Below are 15,116 nucleotides of genomic sequence, written 5' to 3' on the forward strand. Positions count from 1 at the left end.
AAAAACATCTATATATCAATGCATTGTGATAAAATTAATGTAGCGCAAAAAACTAGAAAAGCCGACTTGAAAACAAGTCGGCTTTTTATGAGCAGTTTTAATACATTCCGCCGATAAAATCGGTTAAAAAATAATTAAATTTGATATTTCCCCAATATTCTCGGTCTTCCCCAGGCCAAAAATATCCCCAATTTCTGTGGATAAAATTTAGGCTATCCAGTCAAAATAAATTTAACAATAAAATTGAATATTTTAGAACTTTGTATGAAGGCAGTCCTGAGGAATTTAAAGTTGAAGCACCGCATAGGGTTTATGGAAAACTTGGTTCTAGTCCGATAATTAACTTAAAACTTGTTCCTGATTTTAATCCTAAAAGTAATTTTATTGAGTGAGTCTATTCAGAGATAAATCATTAGATTTTTAGAGTAGAACGACTTACTATTTTTTTATTTATCTTTTACATCTTACTCAAATATTTGCTTGCTTGGGGTAACCCTGTTCTTAGCCTTCTCTTAAGATAATTAATATAAATATGTCATCGAAAAATAGACTTTTCCAAATTAAAATTTATTTCACGGAAACAAGACTATTTAAGCTTAACAGAATTAAACATTTTATCTATATTTTATATATTGTTAGGTTAAGTTTTAAGTGCTACTTTAAGTCTGCGAATAAAAGAAACGCCTGTAAGACGAAGAAAATGACTGCAACATTAGCCCACTTAATCTTTTGATTAAGTGGGCTTTTAATTATTAAGAAAAAAGCAATACTTTGTTTTTTTGAGGGAGCTATTTTAATGTCCAGAATTGCTTTATTCTTTAGAAAAGAATGGATCAATATCATGAATGTTTTTTCTATGGAAGAGTTGAGGTCACTACTCGTGGCTACTACACAAGAGAATGAAAAGTTAAGGGAAGACAATCAAAGACTATTACTCATTGTCGCTGATGCTACTAAGCAAATAAAAGAGGCGAGCAATATGGCGGAAAAATATCAACGAATGTTTAATAATTTATCTGAATCTGTTGAAGCTAAATATGACAATGAATTCAGCATTGATAACATTCCAGGGCAGTAAAATCTATATTTGATTATTTTCCAACCAAGTCTTTAATAAATAATAACTTAAGGCAAACATCTCCATACACATTACTTATACTTACTATACTTTTCATTTAAATTTTTAATGATATAATTTAGTCATTCCAAGAACTTAACAATTAGAACAATGTAATGTGAATTAAAAAGCCTACTTGATTAGCAGCAATTAAGTAGGCTTTTTATTTTCATCAACAGTAAGTTAATCCACATACTAAAAAGGGGGGAATTTATGCTCCGATTGAACTGTACCGGGTTTGTCGGAGAGACAATATTCTGAGAGACTATCCCGATGACAAAATTAAAATATACCCCTGAAATCAGAGAAAGAGCGGTTCAATTATTGATTGAATCTGAAAAAGATTATCCATCGAATTGGGCTGCGATCACTGCTATTGCTCCCAAGATAGGTTGTACTCCTGAAACACTAAGTGTTTGGTATCAAAAATATTTAGATAAACAAAATCCAGTTAAAGTACAGCAGCTTTCAGACCAAGAACGTATCAAACAACTCGAACGCGAAAATAAAGAACTGCAACGCGCCAATGAGATTCTACGTAAAGCAGCCGCTTTTTTCGCCCAGGCGGAGCTCGACCGCCCACACAAATAATGGTGGATTTTATCCATAATAATAAAGAGCTGTACGGAGTCGAGGCGATTTGTAGAATTTTACCGATCGCACCTTCAACCTATTACCGGACTTTAGATCTCACAGTAAATCCAGAACATCGAGCGAAACGAGATTTACATGATGTGCATCATGCTGAGGAGATTAAGCGAATTTGGAAAGAAAGTTCAGGTCGATACGGTGTGCGTAAGGTCTGGCAACAACTGAAACGTGAAGGCTATGTGATTGCCCGTTGTACTGTGGTTCGATTGATGCAAAAGCTGGGTATACAGGGTGTTTGGCGGGGTAAGAACAAACAAACCACATGTAGTAGAGATGATCAAAAACGAGCACCTGACTTGGTGAAACGGAATTTTAGAGCTGATCAGCCTAATCACTTGTGGGTTGCTGACTTTACCTATATTCAAACTAATTCTGGCTGGGTGTATACCGCCTTTATGATTGATGTGTTCTCACGAGCCATTGTTGGATGGAAAGTATCTACACGAATGAATACCGATATGGTGCTCGATGCATTAGAGCAAGCATTGCAGGATCGAGGCATGCCAAAGAATGTGATTCATCATTCCGACAGAGGTGATGTGTGCTGAAAAAACAGGAGAAATTGTTACTTATGTTTGGGGTAAAAGAGATATAGCTATAGTCCAACGACTGAAGGAAAAGTTGAAACAGTTAGGTATTCACTATACCCGAATTTCAAGTAATCAATGGGATAGTTTTATCACTACATTTAAAGACTGTCAGCAAAGTATTGGTAAGTTTTTCACTATAGGTATTGAAGGAAATAATTGCAAAATAAGGCATCGGATTAGATGTATTAGTTCAGTATTGAGTGTGGCTTTAGCGAAATACGGATATTAATGCTTCTCGCAATATTTTAGCGGTAGGACATACCACTTTGTCTGTGGAGGGAAGATGCGGTAAAGGTCGCTCTGTGAAGCAGAAAGCATGCGAAATCCGTGAGGAAGTCGCCTAAGAGCTTTTGCTTTTAGAATCCCTGAGAAACATGTTTCGTAAAGAGTTAGTCGAAAGTGGGGGGAGTATGTCAGAAGTTTAATTTTATAAGCTATTGTAAAGATTCGGAAAGTTAATTATAGCATCCAGTTGCAGAGCCAATAGTGACTTCATTTAATCTCAGCATACTTTTTGAAAACTACCTAAATTTTTAAGGTTTATAAAAAATATTGTTCTTTTTTATACTATGGGGTACTATAGTATCAATGCTAGAAAATAAGGAGGTCTGATGCCTAATCAGGTCGAAGACAAAAAAAAGATTCTTCTACGCGTCAGAAAGATCAAAGGTCAGACACAAGCGATTGAAAAAGCGCTAGAAGACAATGTGGAATGTGGTGCGATTCTGCAACAAATATGCTCTGTGCGTGGTGCTATTAATGGTCTAATGAATGAGATGTTAGAGGTTCATTTAAAGGACACTTTAGTATCAGGTGAAACCACAGAACAACAACGAAAAGAAGAACTGGCTGAAATCGCCAAGATTCTAAAATCATATTTAAAATAGATCTGTATAAGGAATTATTCCATGAAGTCACGTGCTGCCGTTGCGTTTGGTCCTGGTCAACCTCTTCAAATTGTTGAAGTTGATGTTGCACCACCGAAGAAAGGTGAAGTATTAATTAAGATCTCCCATACCGGTGTGTGTCATACAGACGCATTTACTTTATCTGGCGATGATCCTGAAGGTGTTTTTCCGGCTATTCTCGGGCATGAAGGTGCTGGTGTTGTAGTTGAGGTTGGTGAAGGCGTGACTAGCGTCAAACCAGGTGATCATGTTATTCCACTTTACACTGCTGAATGTGGCGAGTGCGTATTCTGTAAATCTGGAAAATCGAACTTGTGTATTTCCGTTCGCGAAACTCAAGGTAGAGGTGTAATGCCAGATGGTACCACTCGTTTTTCCTACAATGGTCAACCGATTTATCACTATATGGGCTGCTCAACGTTCAGTGAATACACGGTAGTGGCAGAAGTATCATTGGCTAAAATCAATCCTGAAGCCAATCATGAACATGTATGCTTACTGGGTTGTGGGGTAACAACGGGTATCGGTGCAGTACACAACACGGCTAAAGTACAAGAAGGTGATAGTGTTGCGGTTTTTGGTTTAGGGGGTATTGGTCTGGCAGTCGTACAAGCCGCACGTCAAGCTAAAGCAGGACGTATTATTGTGGTTGACATGAATCCAGACAAATTTGCGCTGGCAAAAGAATTTGGTGCAACGGACTTCTTGAATCCTAAAGACTACGATAAACCAATCCAGCAAGTAATTGTCGAAATGACTGGCTGGGGTGTAGATCATTCATTTGAGTGTATTGGTAACGTGAATGTGATGCGTGCAGCCCTTGAAAGTGCACACCGTGGCTGGGGACAATCCGTAATTATTGGTGTAGCTGGCGCAGGTCAGGAAATCTCTACCCGTCCATTCCAACTGGTTACTGGTCGTAAATGGCTAGGTTCTGCCTTTGGTGGCGTAAAAGGTCGTACGCAACTTCCAGGAATGGTTGAAGATGCCATGAAAGGTAAAATTCAATTAGAACCATTTGTGACACATACGATGGGCTTGGATCAGATCAATGAAGCCTTTGATCTAATGCATGAAGGTAAGTCAATTCGTACTGTAATTCATTACGAATAATTGCGTCAGACCTTATGCTTTTCCATGCATGTGAATCATGATTGACATGCATGGAATCCTCTAAAACGGTACATTATCTGTAAACAGATTTATCTGTGTAGGCATCGTGTATAGGTTCAATAAACCTGCCTACATTTTAATTCTTTATCACTATTCTCTGTGGAGAATGTCAGACTCTTTGTTTACTCGATTTCTCATGAAGTCTTGCTCAACATAGGTAATTGATTATGGAAATAATTGAGAAACATGCTTCTTTTGGTGGATCGCAAGAAGTGTATCGCCATCAGTCAACAGCATTAAACTGTTCAATGAAATTCTCAATATATCTGCCACCTCATGACAAAGATGAGCGGTTGCCAGTTTTATATTGGTTATCAGGACTGACTTGCAACGAACAGAACTTTATTACTAAAGCCGGAGCACAAAAGTATGCGGCTGAACATAAAGTCATTATTGTTGCACCAGATACCAGCCCACGTGGAGAGGATGTACCAGATCATGCAGATTATGATTTAGGCCAAGGTGCAGGATTCTATGTGAATGCAACACAAGCACCCTGGTCACAGCATTTCAAAATGTATGATTATATTGTGGAAGAGCTCAGAAATCTGATTGACCTAAATTTTCCGACCAATCAAGTCCAAAGTATTATGGGTCATAGCATGGGTGGTCATGGTGCATTAGTCATTGGGTTAAAAAATCCTGAGCTGTATAAAAGTATTTCTGCTTTTGCACCAATTGTTGCACCTAGCCAAGTACCTTGGGGGAAAAAGGCTTTTACACACTACCTAGGTGAAACCGAAACTTTATGGAAAAGCTATGATGCGATTGAATTAATCAAAAACGCAGAAGTTCATTTACCTATTTTAGTCGATCAGGGAACAGCTGATGATTTTCTTGAAGAACAGTTAAGGCCTAAGCTTCTTAGTGATATTTGTTTGGAACAAGAATATCCTCTTACACTTAACCTAAGAGAAGGCTATGACCATAGCTATTACTTCATTGCGAGCTTTATAGAGAAACATATAGAGTTTCACAGCAAATTCCTAGCTAAATAACTTTCATAGATATGAGGATGTACAATATTGTTCTTGAATGCTTCTTGAGCAATATAATTTCCAGATGAAGAGATCAGCTTATAAATCTAAGGTAGAGTCAATTGGTCCTTATATAACTAAGATTGAATTTAATCATCTCATATCTTGATTTTTTGATTCAAATGTTAATGATATTAACTTGAATAAATTCATAGCATTATGTCGAAATAAAAACCTAAATTTTGGCTCAGCTATGGGATTTTTTTTTAACTTTTATACAACAAAACTTTCTGACATGCATACATTAGCAATGTCAGAATCAGTTTGAATTCTAATCAATTGTGGAGTTTTAGTCATGCTTAAAACAGCTTTATATGTCCGCCTTGAAGCTAAACCAGGTAAAGAAGACGAAGTGGAAGCTTTCCTTAAAGCCGGTTTACCTATTGTAATGGAAGAACCTGCGACAGTTGCGTGGTTTGGCTTACGTCTTGGACCTACAACATTTGGTATTTTTGATGCATTTCCTGATGAGGCGGGTCGCCAAGCACATTTATCTGGCAAGGTTGCAGCTGCGTTGATGGCTCAGGCCGATGATCTATTTTCAGAGCCACCGTCTATTGAGAAAGTAGATGTTTTGGCGAGTAAACTACCAGGTTAAACCGACGCTTAAATGTATGAGTGTGCTGCCTGAAATTTTGAATGAAAGGCAGCACTTTATCGCTGTGAGGTTTGTCAGAGGCTTTTTATTCAAGTTGGGCTACTTTATTTATTGGCTTAATCTCATCATTTAAATGGGTCAATATCCAAAACAGGGCAGGGTAAATAAACGAATGCAACTATTTACATGCTTTATATTGAACCAATCTATCTAATTTACTGTCGCATTTGTACATCTGCTAAACCGTGCCAATCTGCTTTTAAAATATTCAATCATTGCTATTTTGTATGAGCCATTCACTGTTTTAGCCAATGCGTTCACGACCATGTCAATAGTCATACATGTTTATACCTTCCATCCAACAATCGCTCGTGAAAATACATCAATAATAAAAGTGGTATAGAACAAGCCTGAATGTGTTTAACCATCACTCAAGTCGCCAAGTTGAAATAATTTTTTATAAAAAATAGACGACTGGTCTATTTTTATGTATAGTTAGCAAATAGTGCATTCAAAAGCCGCAGTATTGTCCAATTTTTTAAAGTTTATTTGATGAATAACGGTGGTTTTTCAAATCAATTAACTGATTATCCTAGGATAAAAATATGCTGAATTTTAACTTTTATAATCCGACCCGCATTATTTTTGGTGGCGATACAATAGCTAAAATCAATGACTATGTGCCTACAGAAGCAAAAGTATTAATGTTGTTTGGCGGTGAAAGTGCACGTAAGAATGGTACTTTAGCTGAAGTGCGTGAAGGATTAGGTGCAAGAGAAATTCATGAATTTGGCGGAATTGAGCCGAATCCGAGTTATGAAACCCTCATGAAAGCTGTAGAGCTGATTCGAGAACAAAAGATTGATTTCTTGATGGCTGTCGGTGGTGGATCGGTAATTGATGGTACTAAATTTATTGCAGCAGCAGTCAATTATACAGGGGATACATGGGAGATTTTAGAAACCCATGGTACTAAAATTACTCAAGCTTTGCCTTTTGCGAGTGTACTCACCCTTCCGGCAACTGGTTCAGAAATGAATAGCGGTGGGGTAGTCACCAGAAAATCGACCCAAGCCAAATTGTCATTTAGCAGCCCCTTTGTTTTTCCGCAATTTTCCGTACTCGATCCGAATAAAACTTTTAGCTTGCCGACGCGCCAATTAGCAAATGGCGTAGTCGATGCATTTGTTCATGTCATGGAACAGTACTTAACTTACCCTGTCAATGCACAAGTACAAGATCGTTTTGCCGAAGGTCTATTGCAAACTCTGATTGAGATTGGACCGAAAATCTTGGACGATTCAGCAGATTATGACACGCGTGCGAATTTGATGTGGGCTGCTAGCATGGCACTGAATGGGCTAATTGGAGCTGGTGTACCACAAGATTGGTCAACCCATTTGATTGGGCATGAGCTCACGGCTTTACATGGTATTGATCATGCTCGTACCTTGGCCATTGTGTTGCCGGCCAATCTACAAGTGCGTCGTCAAGAGAAGCGAGAAAAATTACTACAGTATGCAGCTCAAGTCTGGCAGATTGTCGAAGGTGATGAAGAACAACGTATTGATACTGCTATTGCTCGTACTCGAGCCTTCTTTGAGCAACTTGGATTGCCGACTCGTCTTAGCGATTATGGACTGGGGGAGACAGATATTGAGATCATCATTACGCAACTTAAATCACATAATCTTACACAGCTAGGCGAACATAAAAATGTTTCATTAGAGCTCAGTCGCCAAATTCTCGAGATGAGCATCTAAGCTAAATGCGCGTATCTGGCATGCTCTGACCCTGTAACAATGCTCCTCAATCATGAAAATTATCGGAGAAATAACATGAAAATTTTAATCGTTTTAACCTCACATAATCAACTTGGCAATACTGGTAAGAAAACAGGTTTTTGGTTAGAGGAACTTGCTGCACCGTATTACACCTTTATTGACTCTGGTGCTGAAGTTACGCTGGCGTCGCCTCAAGGTGGGCAGCCACCACTAGATCCGAAAAGTAATTTAGCCGATGCTCAAACTGAAACCACTCATCGTTTTGAAGCAGATCCAACTGCAATGCAAGCATTAACACAGACGCATAAACTTAGCGAAATTTCTGTAGCTGATTATGATGCAGTGTTTTATCCAGGCGGGCATGGCCCATTGTGGGATTTAGCAGAAGATCCGATTTCAATTTCTCTGATTGAACAGGCGATTCAGTCTGGCAAACCTGTTGCAGCAGTGTGTCATGCCCCGGGTGTTCTTCGTCATGTGAAAGCGAGTAATGGAGCGCCTTTAGTTAGCGGTAAATTAGTGACTGGTTTCACCAATACTGAGGAGGCCGCTGTAGGTTTGACTGAAATTGTACCATTTTTAGTCGAAGACATGCTTAAACAAAACGGTGGTCATTATTCTAAAGTGGATGATTGGCAAGTATATGTTCAAGTAGATGGCTTGCTGGTTACTGGACAAAATCCAGCCTCTTCTGCTGCAACCGCTACAGCATTACTTCAATTGTTGAAATAAAGAGTAGCTAGTGTGTGTTGTGGTGCTTAGCAGTGAATAAAACTTCTGACTCTGAGCAACTGGCGCAATAAGCAAAATAACCCTCATTTAATGGTGAAGGGCCTGAGTGAATAGCTTTACTTCCTTTATTTTTCTATATACAGGAAGGAAGGGTATTTTTTTAATTTAGATCAATTAAGTCATGATGACTTGGATACAATGAAATGAAAGACAGCAAACTTTTTCAAAACTTAAGCTTAGGCCCTTATGTTTTGCGAAACCATATTGTATTGCCACCATTAACGCGGTCGCGCAGTACTCAGCCAGGGAATATTCCAAATGAATTAATGGCAACCTATTATCAACAGCGTGCCGGGGCAGGATTTATGGTCACCGAAGGTACGCAAATCGAGCCACGTGGTCAAGGCTATGCTTGGACTCCTGGTATTTACAGCCCTGAACAGATTGCTGGATGGCGTAAAGTGACGGAAGCAGTGCATGCTAAAGGAGGCATTATTTTTGCACAACTTTGGCATGTTGGGCGTGTTTCACATACATCTTTGCAACCCAATCATGCATCACCGGTCGCACCCTCGGCTATTAGGGCTGATAGTAACGTTAAAGTGTTTATTGAGACCGGGCCCAATGCAGGGGCCTTGGCTGATCCTTCAATGCCACGTGCTTTAAGCAATGCAGAAGTTAAAGAATTAGTGCAACTCTATGCTCAAGCAGCACGCAATGCCTTGGCTGCTGGTTTTGATGGGGTTGAAATTCATTGTGCAAATGGTTATTTGGTGAATCAATTTATCTCTGCACATAGTAACCACCGTGAAGATGAATATGGTGGATCACTAAACAATCGTTTGCGTTTTTTACGTGAAGTAGTAGAGGCAGTTGCTGAGGTGGTTGGTGCAGATCGTTTAGGAGTGCGTTTTGCCCCGCTATTTGAAAGTACAGAGGAAGATCGTGTTTACATAGGGTTGGTTGAAGATGATCCACATGTGACTTATATTGAAGCCATAAAAATACTTGAAGAAGTTGGGATTGCCTATTTATCGATTGCAGAAGCTGATTGGGATAATGCACCAGAACTTCCTCATGATTTTCGTAGAGATGTCAGAGACACTTTCAGTGGTCGGATTATTTATGCAGGTCGATATACGGCAGAAAGAGGGACTCGAATTTTAGAGGCAGGACTGGCCGATTTAATTGCATTTGGACGCCCATTTATTGCGAATCCAGATTTACCCGATCGCATCGCCAATGGCTGGCCATTGAATGCAGTAGATGCAAGCACTATGTATGGTGGGACGGAAAAAGGCTATATTGATTATCCAGCTTACGCAGATTAATCTCGACTAAGTGAGTTATTTTGCCAACCTTTGTGGTTGGCAAAATAAGGGCTTAGGATTGCTGTTGCCAGCACAATTTCTTGTTAAAACAAATTCTTAAAATTTTTTAGCTGTGTAATGAGCCAACCTGCCAGTGGGAAAGAAATCAGTTGCGTTACTGGCACAAATACTATGACTTCAATCAACACCATCATCGGGAAACTTTGATGCTGAGTAATTGGCTTTAATAAAGTGAGTACCAGTAATAGCGTGGGATATAAGCCTAAATATTCGACTAAAATACGAGTCATGAGGGCTTTAGAAGGAGAATTCATTGTGCGCTATACTCATGGATTGTAAATCGATCTAATAGCAATACATGAATAAGTAATCATTGGACTGCTATCATGAAAAGTTAATTATGTAGTTGATATTTAATTTTTATGAATCTTCACTTTTTAATAGAAATTTAGTTGCTCTCAGAGCTTGATGTAATGGTGTTTTATCTTTTTGCAACTTACTCAGTAATGCTGCACCTAACCACATTTGGTAAAGTACTTGTGCCAACGTCGAGGCCTCAGTATCTGCTTGGATAGACTGATCCTGTTTTCCCAAATCAATTAAAGCAGCAATCCGTTGGATTACATCATCGACGCCAGCGGACATAATGGAGCGCATATCTTCAGATAGATCGGCAACTTCTGCGGCAAGTTTCACAATTAAACAGCTATCCGCCCAACCACACTGTGTTTCAGGATCTTCTATCCATAAATTAAAATACTCAATCAGCTTTTGATAAGGGGATTTATCGCTACGCCATACATCATTTAAACGGACTTGGTAATTATCTACATAATGCTGTACCAATTCACATCCGAAAGCTTCCTTGGATTGGAAATAATGATAAAACGAGCCTTTAGGGATTTCACAGCTCTGTAAAATTTCCTGTAATCCTACGCCAGTAAAACCTTTATGCAAAATCAGGTCTGAACTGGTGTTAAGAATGTGTAAGCGCTTCGCTTCAGACTTTTTAATAGGAGTAGGCTTCATATTAATTATTTACTCTATTATAAAAAATAGACCAGTCGTATTGTTTTTTATTATAACTCATCTACAATGGATGTAAAGAAATTTTAATCATAATTTTTGATTATGAAGAGAAATACTTTTAAATAAAACATGGAGTTATATGTGTGAAAACAGTTATTAATCAACGCATCGTTTTAGCTAAACGGCCAGTGGGTGAGCCAAAACACAGCGATTTTCGTATTGAGCAAGTTGAGCTCAATGAACTTAAACAAGGCGAGATATTGTTAAAAACCATTTACTTGTCACTCGATCCTTATATGCGTGGTCGCATGAGTGATGCTCCTTCATATGCAGCACCGGTTGAAATTGGTGAAGTGATGGTCGGTGGAACAGTCAGTCAAGTGGTGGCCTCTAAAAACCCAAAATTCAAAGAAGGCGAGTGGGTTCTTTCAGGAAATGGCTGGCAGGGCTACGCAATTTCTAATGGGACTGCATGTCAAAGCTTAGGTATGCAACCTGAACATCCATCTTGGGCATTGGGTATTTTGGGAATGCCAGGATTTACTGCTTATATGGGGCTGTTGGACATTGGTCAGCCTAAAGCCGGTGAAACTTTAGTCGTTGCAGCTGCAACGGGACCTGTTGGTGCTACGGTTGGACAGATTGGCAAACTTAAAGGTTGTCGCGTGGTTGGCATCGCAGGTGAGCCTGAAAAATGCCGTTATGCTGTAGAAGAACTAGGCTTCGATGCTTGTATCAATCATCATGATGAAAATTTTGCAGAGCAATTACAACAAGCAGCTCCCAACGGTATTGATATTTATTATGAGAATGTGGGGGGTAAAGTGTTTGATGCGGTATGGCCATTGCTTAACTCTGCGGCACGTGTACCGGTGTGTGGTGTGGTTTCCCAGTATAACGCTACCGAGCAAGCACAAGGGCCAGACCGTTTACCGGGCTTTATTTCCACCCTTTTAAAAAAGCGTATTCGCATGCAAGGCTTTATTATTTTTGATGATTATGGCAGTCAGTATCCGGAATTCTATCAGCAAATGTCTGAATGGTTGAAAGACGGAAAAATCAAATATAAAGAGCATATGGTGCAAGGTTTAGATAACACGATCAATGCTTTCAATGGTATGTTGAAAGGCGAAAACTTTGGCAAAGTGGTTGTAAAAATCTAAAAAAATAGGAATTATCATGATCACACTACATCATTTAGATCAATCACGTTCTTTTCGCATTTTGTGGTTACTTGAAGAAATCAAGCAGCCCTATGAGCTGAAACGCTATTATCGTGACTCAAACACGCATTTGGCCCCTGACTCTTTAAAAACCATTCATCCTTTAGGGAAATCTCCAGTATTGGAATGGGATGGCAAAGTTATTGCAGAGTCAGGCGCAATCGTTGAGTTATTAATTCAGAAACTTGCGCCGGATTTAGCACCAGATATGGATGAACCTACCTATGTCGATTATCTACAGTGGATTCATTTCTCAGAAAGCTCTGCCATGCTGCCATTTTTGTTAAAAACGTTTAATGCGATAGAAACCAAGCAGGGCACGAAGTTGGTATTTCTAGAAAATTATACTCAAGTTGAGTTCGATAAAGTATTTGGCCATTTAAATGAATATTTAAAAGATAAAGAATTTCTAGTGGCAGACCGTTTAACCGGTGCTGACTTTATGATGGGCTTTGGACTACATGCTTTAGTTTATCATATGGGACAAGGTGGAAATTATCCCCATATCCAACGTTATGTAGCAGGTTTAAGCCAACTACCTAGCTGGCAAGCCGCAGTACAAATTGAACAAAATGGTGTGAAAAGTCAAAAATAGCAAGATTGTTTTTTTTTAAGGCAATTGAGAAAAAGAATCGTCATTGACAAGTACATCTAGTTATAAAATAAGCTGACACTTTTTTAAAGTAAACGCCTAATGAATTTCATCGGGCGTTCTCTATTTTAAAGATAAGGAATTACCATTATTTATGACAAGTTTCGCCTATTCTTCCCCTTCAAATTCCTATCAAAAGAGTTTGAATATCTCGACGGTTACGTTGAAAGATATAATCAACTTTTGAAAAAAAGAAACGTGACTAACGCACAGCAAGATTAAATTATTCCTCGGGTTATTAAACAAGTAATCTATATCATTTTAATAACATAAAAACATATGCGTAAAAATCACGCTCCGTTTAACTGGCAATAGTTTTTGAACCCTTGTATAAAAGTTTAAACGAATCTAGCAAGTCTTTATTTAATGTTAATACTCATCCAGTATTGAGGTTTTTTATCTTTTCTTGCCTGTGATCTAGGTTGTAATACTCTAATTTCATACTCACCTGAAGCAGGTAAAATATAAATACCATTATCATCAAGCTCTGGAGAATATTCTCCAAGATTGATGGAGTCTTTTAATTGATTACCCCATAAGTAAGTTTCAACATTTCCTCCAGTCAACCTCACTTTTAACTTTTGCCCTTTTTTAGCATAAAATTTGTAGGAATCATACTTGTATCCATCTATCCTTCCGTAATAATTTGCAGAGTAAGCTTTTTTTGCAAACTTAACTACAACAGTCTTTCGTATATCATTGTTATCATTTGCAAGTACGGCAGGGCTAAGCATAGTTAAAGTTAGTGCCATAAAAGCACCAGCTAGTAATTTCGTATTCGCTATTTTCATAAGGTTACCTTAATTCTTGTATCGCCCCTGACATAGTAACATAAGTAATAAGTAACCATGAATCATGGAACAGAAATGTGAATAGTCACCAAAATTCTATACACACATGGCTTGGTTGCATAAATCTACCTCTTAAGGCTTATTCAGCAATATAATTCTCAGATGAATAAGCCTACACCTAAAATTTACCGTACAACAAATTGGTCATCTAATGTGGTTCCGTTAATTAGACCACTCAATTCAGTTTTATAAGTGATAAATCCGCTCTAAATATTTAAATTATGCTGCCATTACTTTTAGTAAATGTTGATCATAAAATTCATTCGGTGTTGCCTTATTCAAACTTGAATGAGGATGTATCATGTTATAAAAATCCAAATATTCAGCAATTGATTGTTTCGCTTGTTTAACCGTATCGTAAGCCTTCAAATAGACTTCCTCATGCTTCACGCTGCGCCATAAACGCTCAATCATCACATTATCCATTCATCGTCCTTGGTCTGTATTAAAGACTTCAGGACAACCATATTTCACAATTGCTTCTTGCAACGCATCTATGCAAAAGTCTGTTTCCATACTGATCGATACACGATGAGCCAGTACTTTACGACTATGCCAATCTATAATTGCACACAGATAGACAAAGCCTTTAGCCATAAGAATGTACGTGATATCTGTATACCAGACTTGATTAGAGTGATCTATGACCATGTTTTTCAAAAGATATGGGAAAATACGGTATGCAAGATTAGGCTTACTGGTATTGGGTTTTGGATACAAGGCATGTATTCCCATCAAGCGCATTAAATGTCGGACTTTACGCAGACCTATTTGATGTCCTTGACGCTGTAGCATATCTAGTATCATTCGACTGCCCATAAATGGGTAGTCGAGATGAATTTCATCGATCAGACGCATCAAACTCTAATCAGTTGATGAAATCTCTTTGGGCTTGTAATACAACGTACTGCGATTGATTTGAATCAATTGCGATTGTTGTCGTACCGAAAGTTGATGGGTCTTATCGATCATTTTTTGCCGCTCAGCTGCCCTATTTTTCTGAGCGCACCTTCTAAAAAATCAATTTGCAATGCCTGATGTCCTATCTTGGCATGTAAAGCTTTGAGGTCAATCTCTGGTTCTTGTTGTGCTGTTGGTCGTGAAAAAATATTGACTGATTGCTCAAGCAGTTGATTTTGCCAATCAATTATTTGGTTTTGATGTAAATCGAATTGAGTAGAAAGTTCAGCGAGTGTGTGGTCGCCTTTAATTGCTGCGAGAGCAACTTTAACTTTAAACTCTGCTGAATGATTACGACTTTTTCTTCGTGTCATGGTTGACTCCAAAAACAAGCATTTCCCATGCTCATTGGGGAGTAGATTATCACTTATAGGCGTGGTCTAAAATCCTAGACCCACATCACAACAAAGCTTATTTCTTTCCCTAGCTCAACCATGCCAAGTATAAACTTTAATAAAAAAGATTACTTTTCACTTATGA

Annotated in this window: 13 protein-coding genes, 4 pseudogenes and 1 other annotated feature; of the genes and pseudogenes, 12 read left to right on the plus strand and 5 right to left on the minus strand. The window is 38.4% G+C overall.

What is annotated here, in order from left to right:
- The first annotated feature begins 796 nt into the window (after positions 1–796).
- From B3X18_RS12515 to B3X18_RS12545, 7 genes and pseudogenes are all read left to right on the plus strand, one after another.
- Positions 797–1,078, plus strand: a complete 282-nt coding sequence (locus B3X18_RS12515) for a hypothetical protein (protein ID WP_005015419.1) — start codon at positions 797–799, stop codon at positions 1,076–1,078.
- Positions 1,079–1,390: 312 nt separating this feature from the next.
- Positions 1,391–2,304, plus strand: a pseudogene (locus B3X18_RS12520) (IS3 family transposase); the annotation flags it as partial.
- Positions 1,666–1,782, plus strand: a sequence feature (AL1L pseudoknot). (Overlaps the previous pseudogene by 117 nt.)
- A 13-nt stretch (positions 2,305–2,317) precedes the next feature.
- Positions 2,318–2,539 (plus strand): annotated as a pseudogene (locus B3X18_RS12525) (IS1 family transposase); the annotation flags it as partial.
- Between the two features lie 430 nt (positions 2,540–2,969).
- The gene (locus tag B3X18_RS12530; protein ID WP_001133624.1) at positions 2,970–3,245 is read left to right on the plus strand and encodes a metal/formaldehyde-sensitive transcriptional repressor; all 276 of its coding nucleotides are present in this window, start codon (positions 2,970–2,972) and stop codon (positions 3,243–3,245) included.
- Positions 3,246–3,266: 21 nt separating this feature from the next.
- Complete coding sequence (locus B3X18_RS12535) at positions 3,267–4,379, plus strand: S-(hydroxymethyl)glutathione dehydrogenase/class III alcohol dehydrogenase (protein ID WP_000842149.1); 1,113 nt, start codon at positions 3,267–3,269, stop codon at positions 4,377–4,379.
- A gap of 227 nt (positions 4,380–4,606) precedes the next feature.
- Positions 4,607–5,437: an S-formylglutathione hydrolase gene (fghA, locus tag B3X18_RS12540; protein ID WP_004682262.1), complete on the plus strand. Its 831-nt coding sequence runs from the start codon at positions 4,607–4,609 to the stop codon at positions 5,435–5,437.
- A 334-nt stretch (positions 5,438–5,771) separates the two neighbouring features.
- On the plus strand, positions 5,772–6,074 hold the full coding sequence (locus B3X18_RS12545; RefSeq protein WP_005015410.1) for a putative quinol monooxygenase: 303 nt from the start codon (positions 5,772–5,774) through the stop codon (positions 6,072–6,074).
- Positions 6,075–6,159: 85 nt separating this feature from the next.
- On the opposite strand, the pseudogene B3X18_RS12550 reads toward B3X18_RS12545, so the two are convergent.
- Positions 6,160–6,494: pseudogene (locus B3X18_RS12550) on the minus strand (IS3 family transposase); the annotation flags it as partial.
- A gap of 185 nt (positions 6,495–6,679) precedes the next feature.
- Between B3X18_RS12550 and B3X18_RS12555 the strand changes: the two are divergent.
- The 3 genes from B3X18_RS12555 (at position 6,680) to B3X18_RS12565 (ending at position 9,921) form a co-directional block, all read left to right on the plus strand.
- Positions 6,680–7,837, plus strand: coding sequence for an iron-containing alcohol dehydrogenase (locus B3X18_RS12555; RefSeq protein WP_005015408.1), 1,158 nt, complete (start codon positions 6,680–6,682; stop codon positions 7,835–7,837).
- A 75-nt stretch (positions 7,838–7,912) separates the two neighbouring features.
- The gene (locus B3X18_RS12560) at positions 7,913–8,590 is read left to right on the plus strand and encodes a type 1 glutamine amidotransferase domain-containing protein (RefSeq protein WP_005015403.1); all 678 of its coding nucleotides are present in this window, start codon (positions 7,913–7,915) and stop codon (positions 8,588–8,590) included.
- 203 nt (positions 8,591–8,793) lie between these two features.
- Positions 8,794–9,921: an alkene reductase gene (locus tag B3X18_RS12565; RefSeq protein ID WP_005015400.1), complete on the plus strand. Its 1,128-nt coding sequence runs from the start codon at positions 8,794–8,796 to the stop codon at positions 9,919–9,921.
- Positions 9,922–10,004: 83 nt separating this feature from the next.
- Here B3X18_RS12565 and B3X18_RS12570 read toward each other — a convergent pair whose 3' ends face one another.
- Both B3X18_RS12570 and B3X18_RS12575 read right to left on the minus strand, forming a co-directional pair.
- Positions 10,005–10,235, minus strand: a complete 231-nt coding sequence (locus B3X18_RS12570) for a hypothetical protein (protein WP_005015399.1) — start codon at positions 10,233–10,235, stop codon at positions 10,005–10,007.
- A gap of 106 nt (positions 10,236–10,341) precedes the next feature.
- A complete protein-coding gene (locus B3X18_RS12575; RefSeq protein ID WP_004281836.1) occupies positions 10,342–10,950 on the minus strand; it encodes a TetR/AcrR family transcriptional regulator in 609 nt (202 codons plus the stop codon).
- Positions 10,951–11,093: 143 nt separating this feature from the next.
- On the opposite strand from B3X18_RS12575, the gene B3X18_RS12580 reads away from it, so the two are divergent.
- Complete coding sequence (locus B3X18_RS12580) at positions 11,094–12,113, plus strand: NADP-dependent oxidoreductase (RefSeq protein WP_005015397.1); 1,020 nt, start codon at positions 11,094–11,096, stop codon at positions 12,111–12,113.
- A 16-nt stretch (positions 12,114–12,129) separates the two neighbouring features.
- Positions 12,130–12,768 carry a glutathione S-transferase family protein gene (locus B3X18_RS12585; protein WP_005015392.1) on the plus strand — a complete coding sequence of 213 codons (639 nt, stop codon included), beginning with the start codon at positions 12,130–12,132 and terminating at the stop codon, positions 12,766–12,768.
- Between the two features lie 416 nt (positions 12,769–13,184).
- Here B3X18_RS12585 and B3X18_RS12590 read toward each other — a convergent pair whose 3' ends face one another.
- Together B3X18_RS12590 and B3X18_RS12595 are read right to left on the minus strand one after the other, a co-directional pair.
- A complete protein-coding gene (locus tag B3X18_RS12590; RefSeq protein ID WP_005015390.1) occupies positions 13,185–13,616 on the minus strand; it encodes a PPC domain-containing protein in 432 nt (143 codons plus the stop codon).
- A gap of 279 nt (positions 13,617–13,895) precedes the next feature.
- Positions 13,896–14,950: pseudogene (locus B3X18_RS12595) on the minus strand (IS3 family transposase).
- Positions 14,951–15,116: the final 166 nt, after the last annotated feature.

The organism is Acinetobacter sp. UBA6571, assembly GCF_002434085.1.
GTDB lineage: Bacteria > Pseudomonadota > Gammaproteobacteria > Pseudomonadales > Moraxellaceae > Acinetobacter > Acinetobacter radioresistens.

Bases quoted from the DNA above. Each gene is read 5' to 3' on its own strand.
- B3X18_RS12585 (WP_005015392.1), top strand. From the start codon at position 12,130: ATGATCACACTACATCATTTAGATCAATCACGTTCTTTTCGCATTTTG.
- B3X18_RS12545 (WP_005015410.1), top strand. From the start codon at position 5,772: ATGCTTAAAACAGCTTTATATGTCCGCCTTGAAGCTAAACCAGGTAAA.
- B3X18_RS12575 (WP_004281836.1), bottom strand. From the start codon at position 10,950: ATGAAGCCTACTCCTATTAAAAAGTCTGAAGCGAAGCGCTTACACATT.
- B3X18_RS12590 (WP_005015390.1), bottom strand. From the start codon at position 13,616: ATGAAAATAGCGAATACGAAATTACTAGCTGGTGCTTTTATGGCACTA.
- B3X18_RS12555 (WP_005015408.1), top strand. From the start codon at position 6,680: ATGCTGAATTTTAACTTTTATAATCCGACCCGCATTATTTTTGGTGGC.
- B3X18_RS12565 (WP_005015400.1), top strand. From the start codon at position 8,794: ATGAAAGACAGCAAACTTTTTCAAAACTTAAGCTTAGGCCCTTATGTT.
- B3X18_RS12515 (WP_005015419.1), top strand. From the start codon at position 797: ATGTCCAGAATTGCTTTATTCTTTAGAAAAGAATGGATCAATATCATG.
- fghA (WP_004682262.1), top strand. From the start codon at position 4,607: ATGGAAATAATTGAGAAACATGCTTCTTTTGGTGGATCGCAAGAAGTG.
- B3X18_RS12535 (WP_000842149.1), top strand. From the start codon at position 3,267: ATGAAGTCACGTGCTGCCGTTGCGTTTGGTCCTGGTCAACCTCTTCAA.
- B3X18_RS12570 (WP_005015399.1), bottom strand. From the start codon at position 10,235: ATGAATTCTCCTTCTAAAGCCCTCATGACTCGTATTTTAGTCGAATAT.
- B3X18_RS12530 (WP_001133624.1), top strand. From the start codon at position 2,970: ATGCCTAATCAGGTCGAAGACAAAAAAAAGATTCTTCTACGCGTCAGA.
- B3X18_RS12560 (WP_005015403.1), top strand. From the start codon at position 7,913: ATGAAAATTTTAATCGTTTTAACCTCACATAATCAACTTGGCAATACT.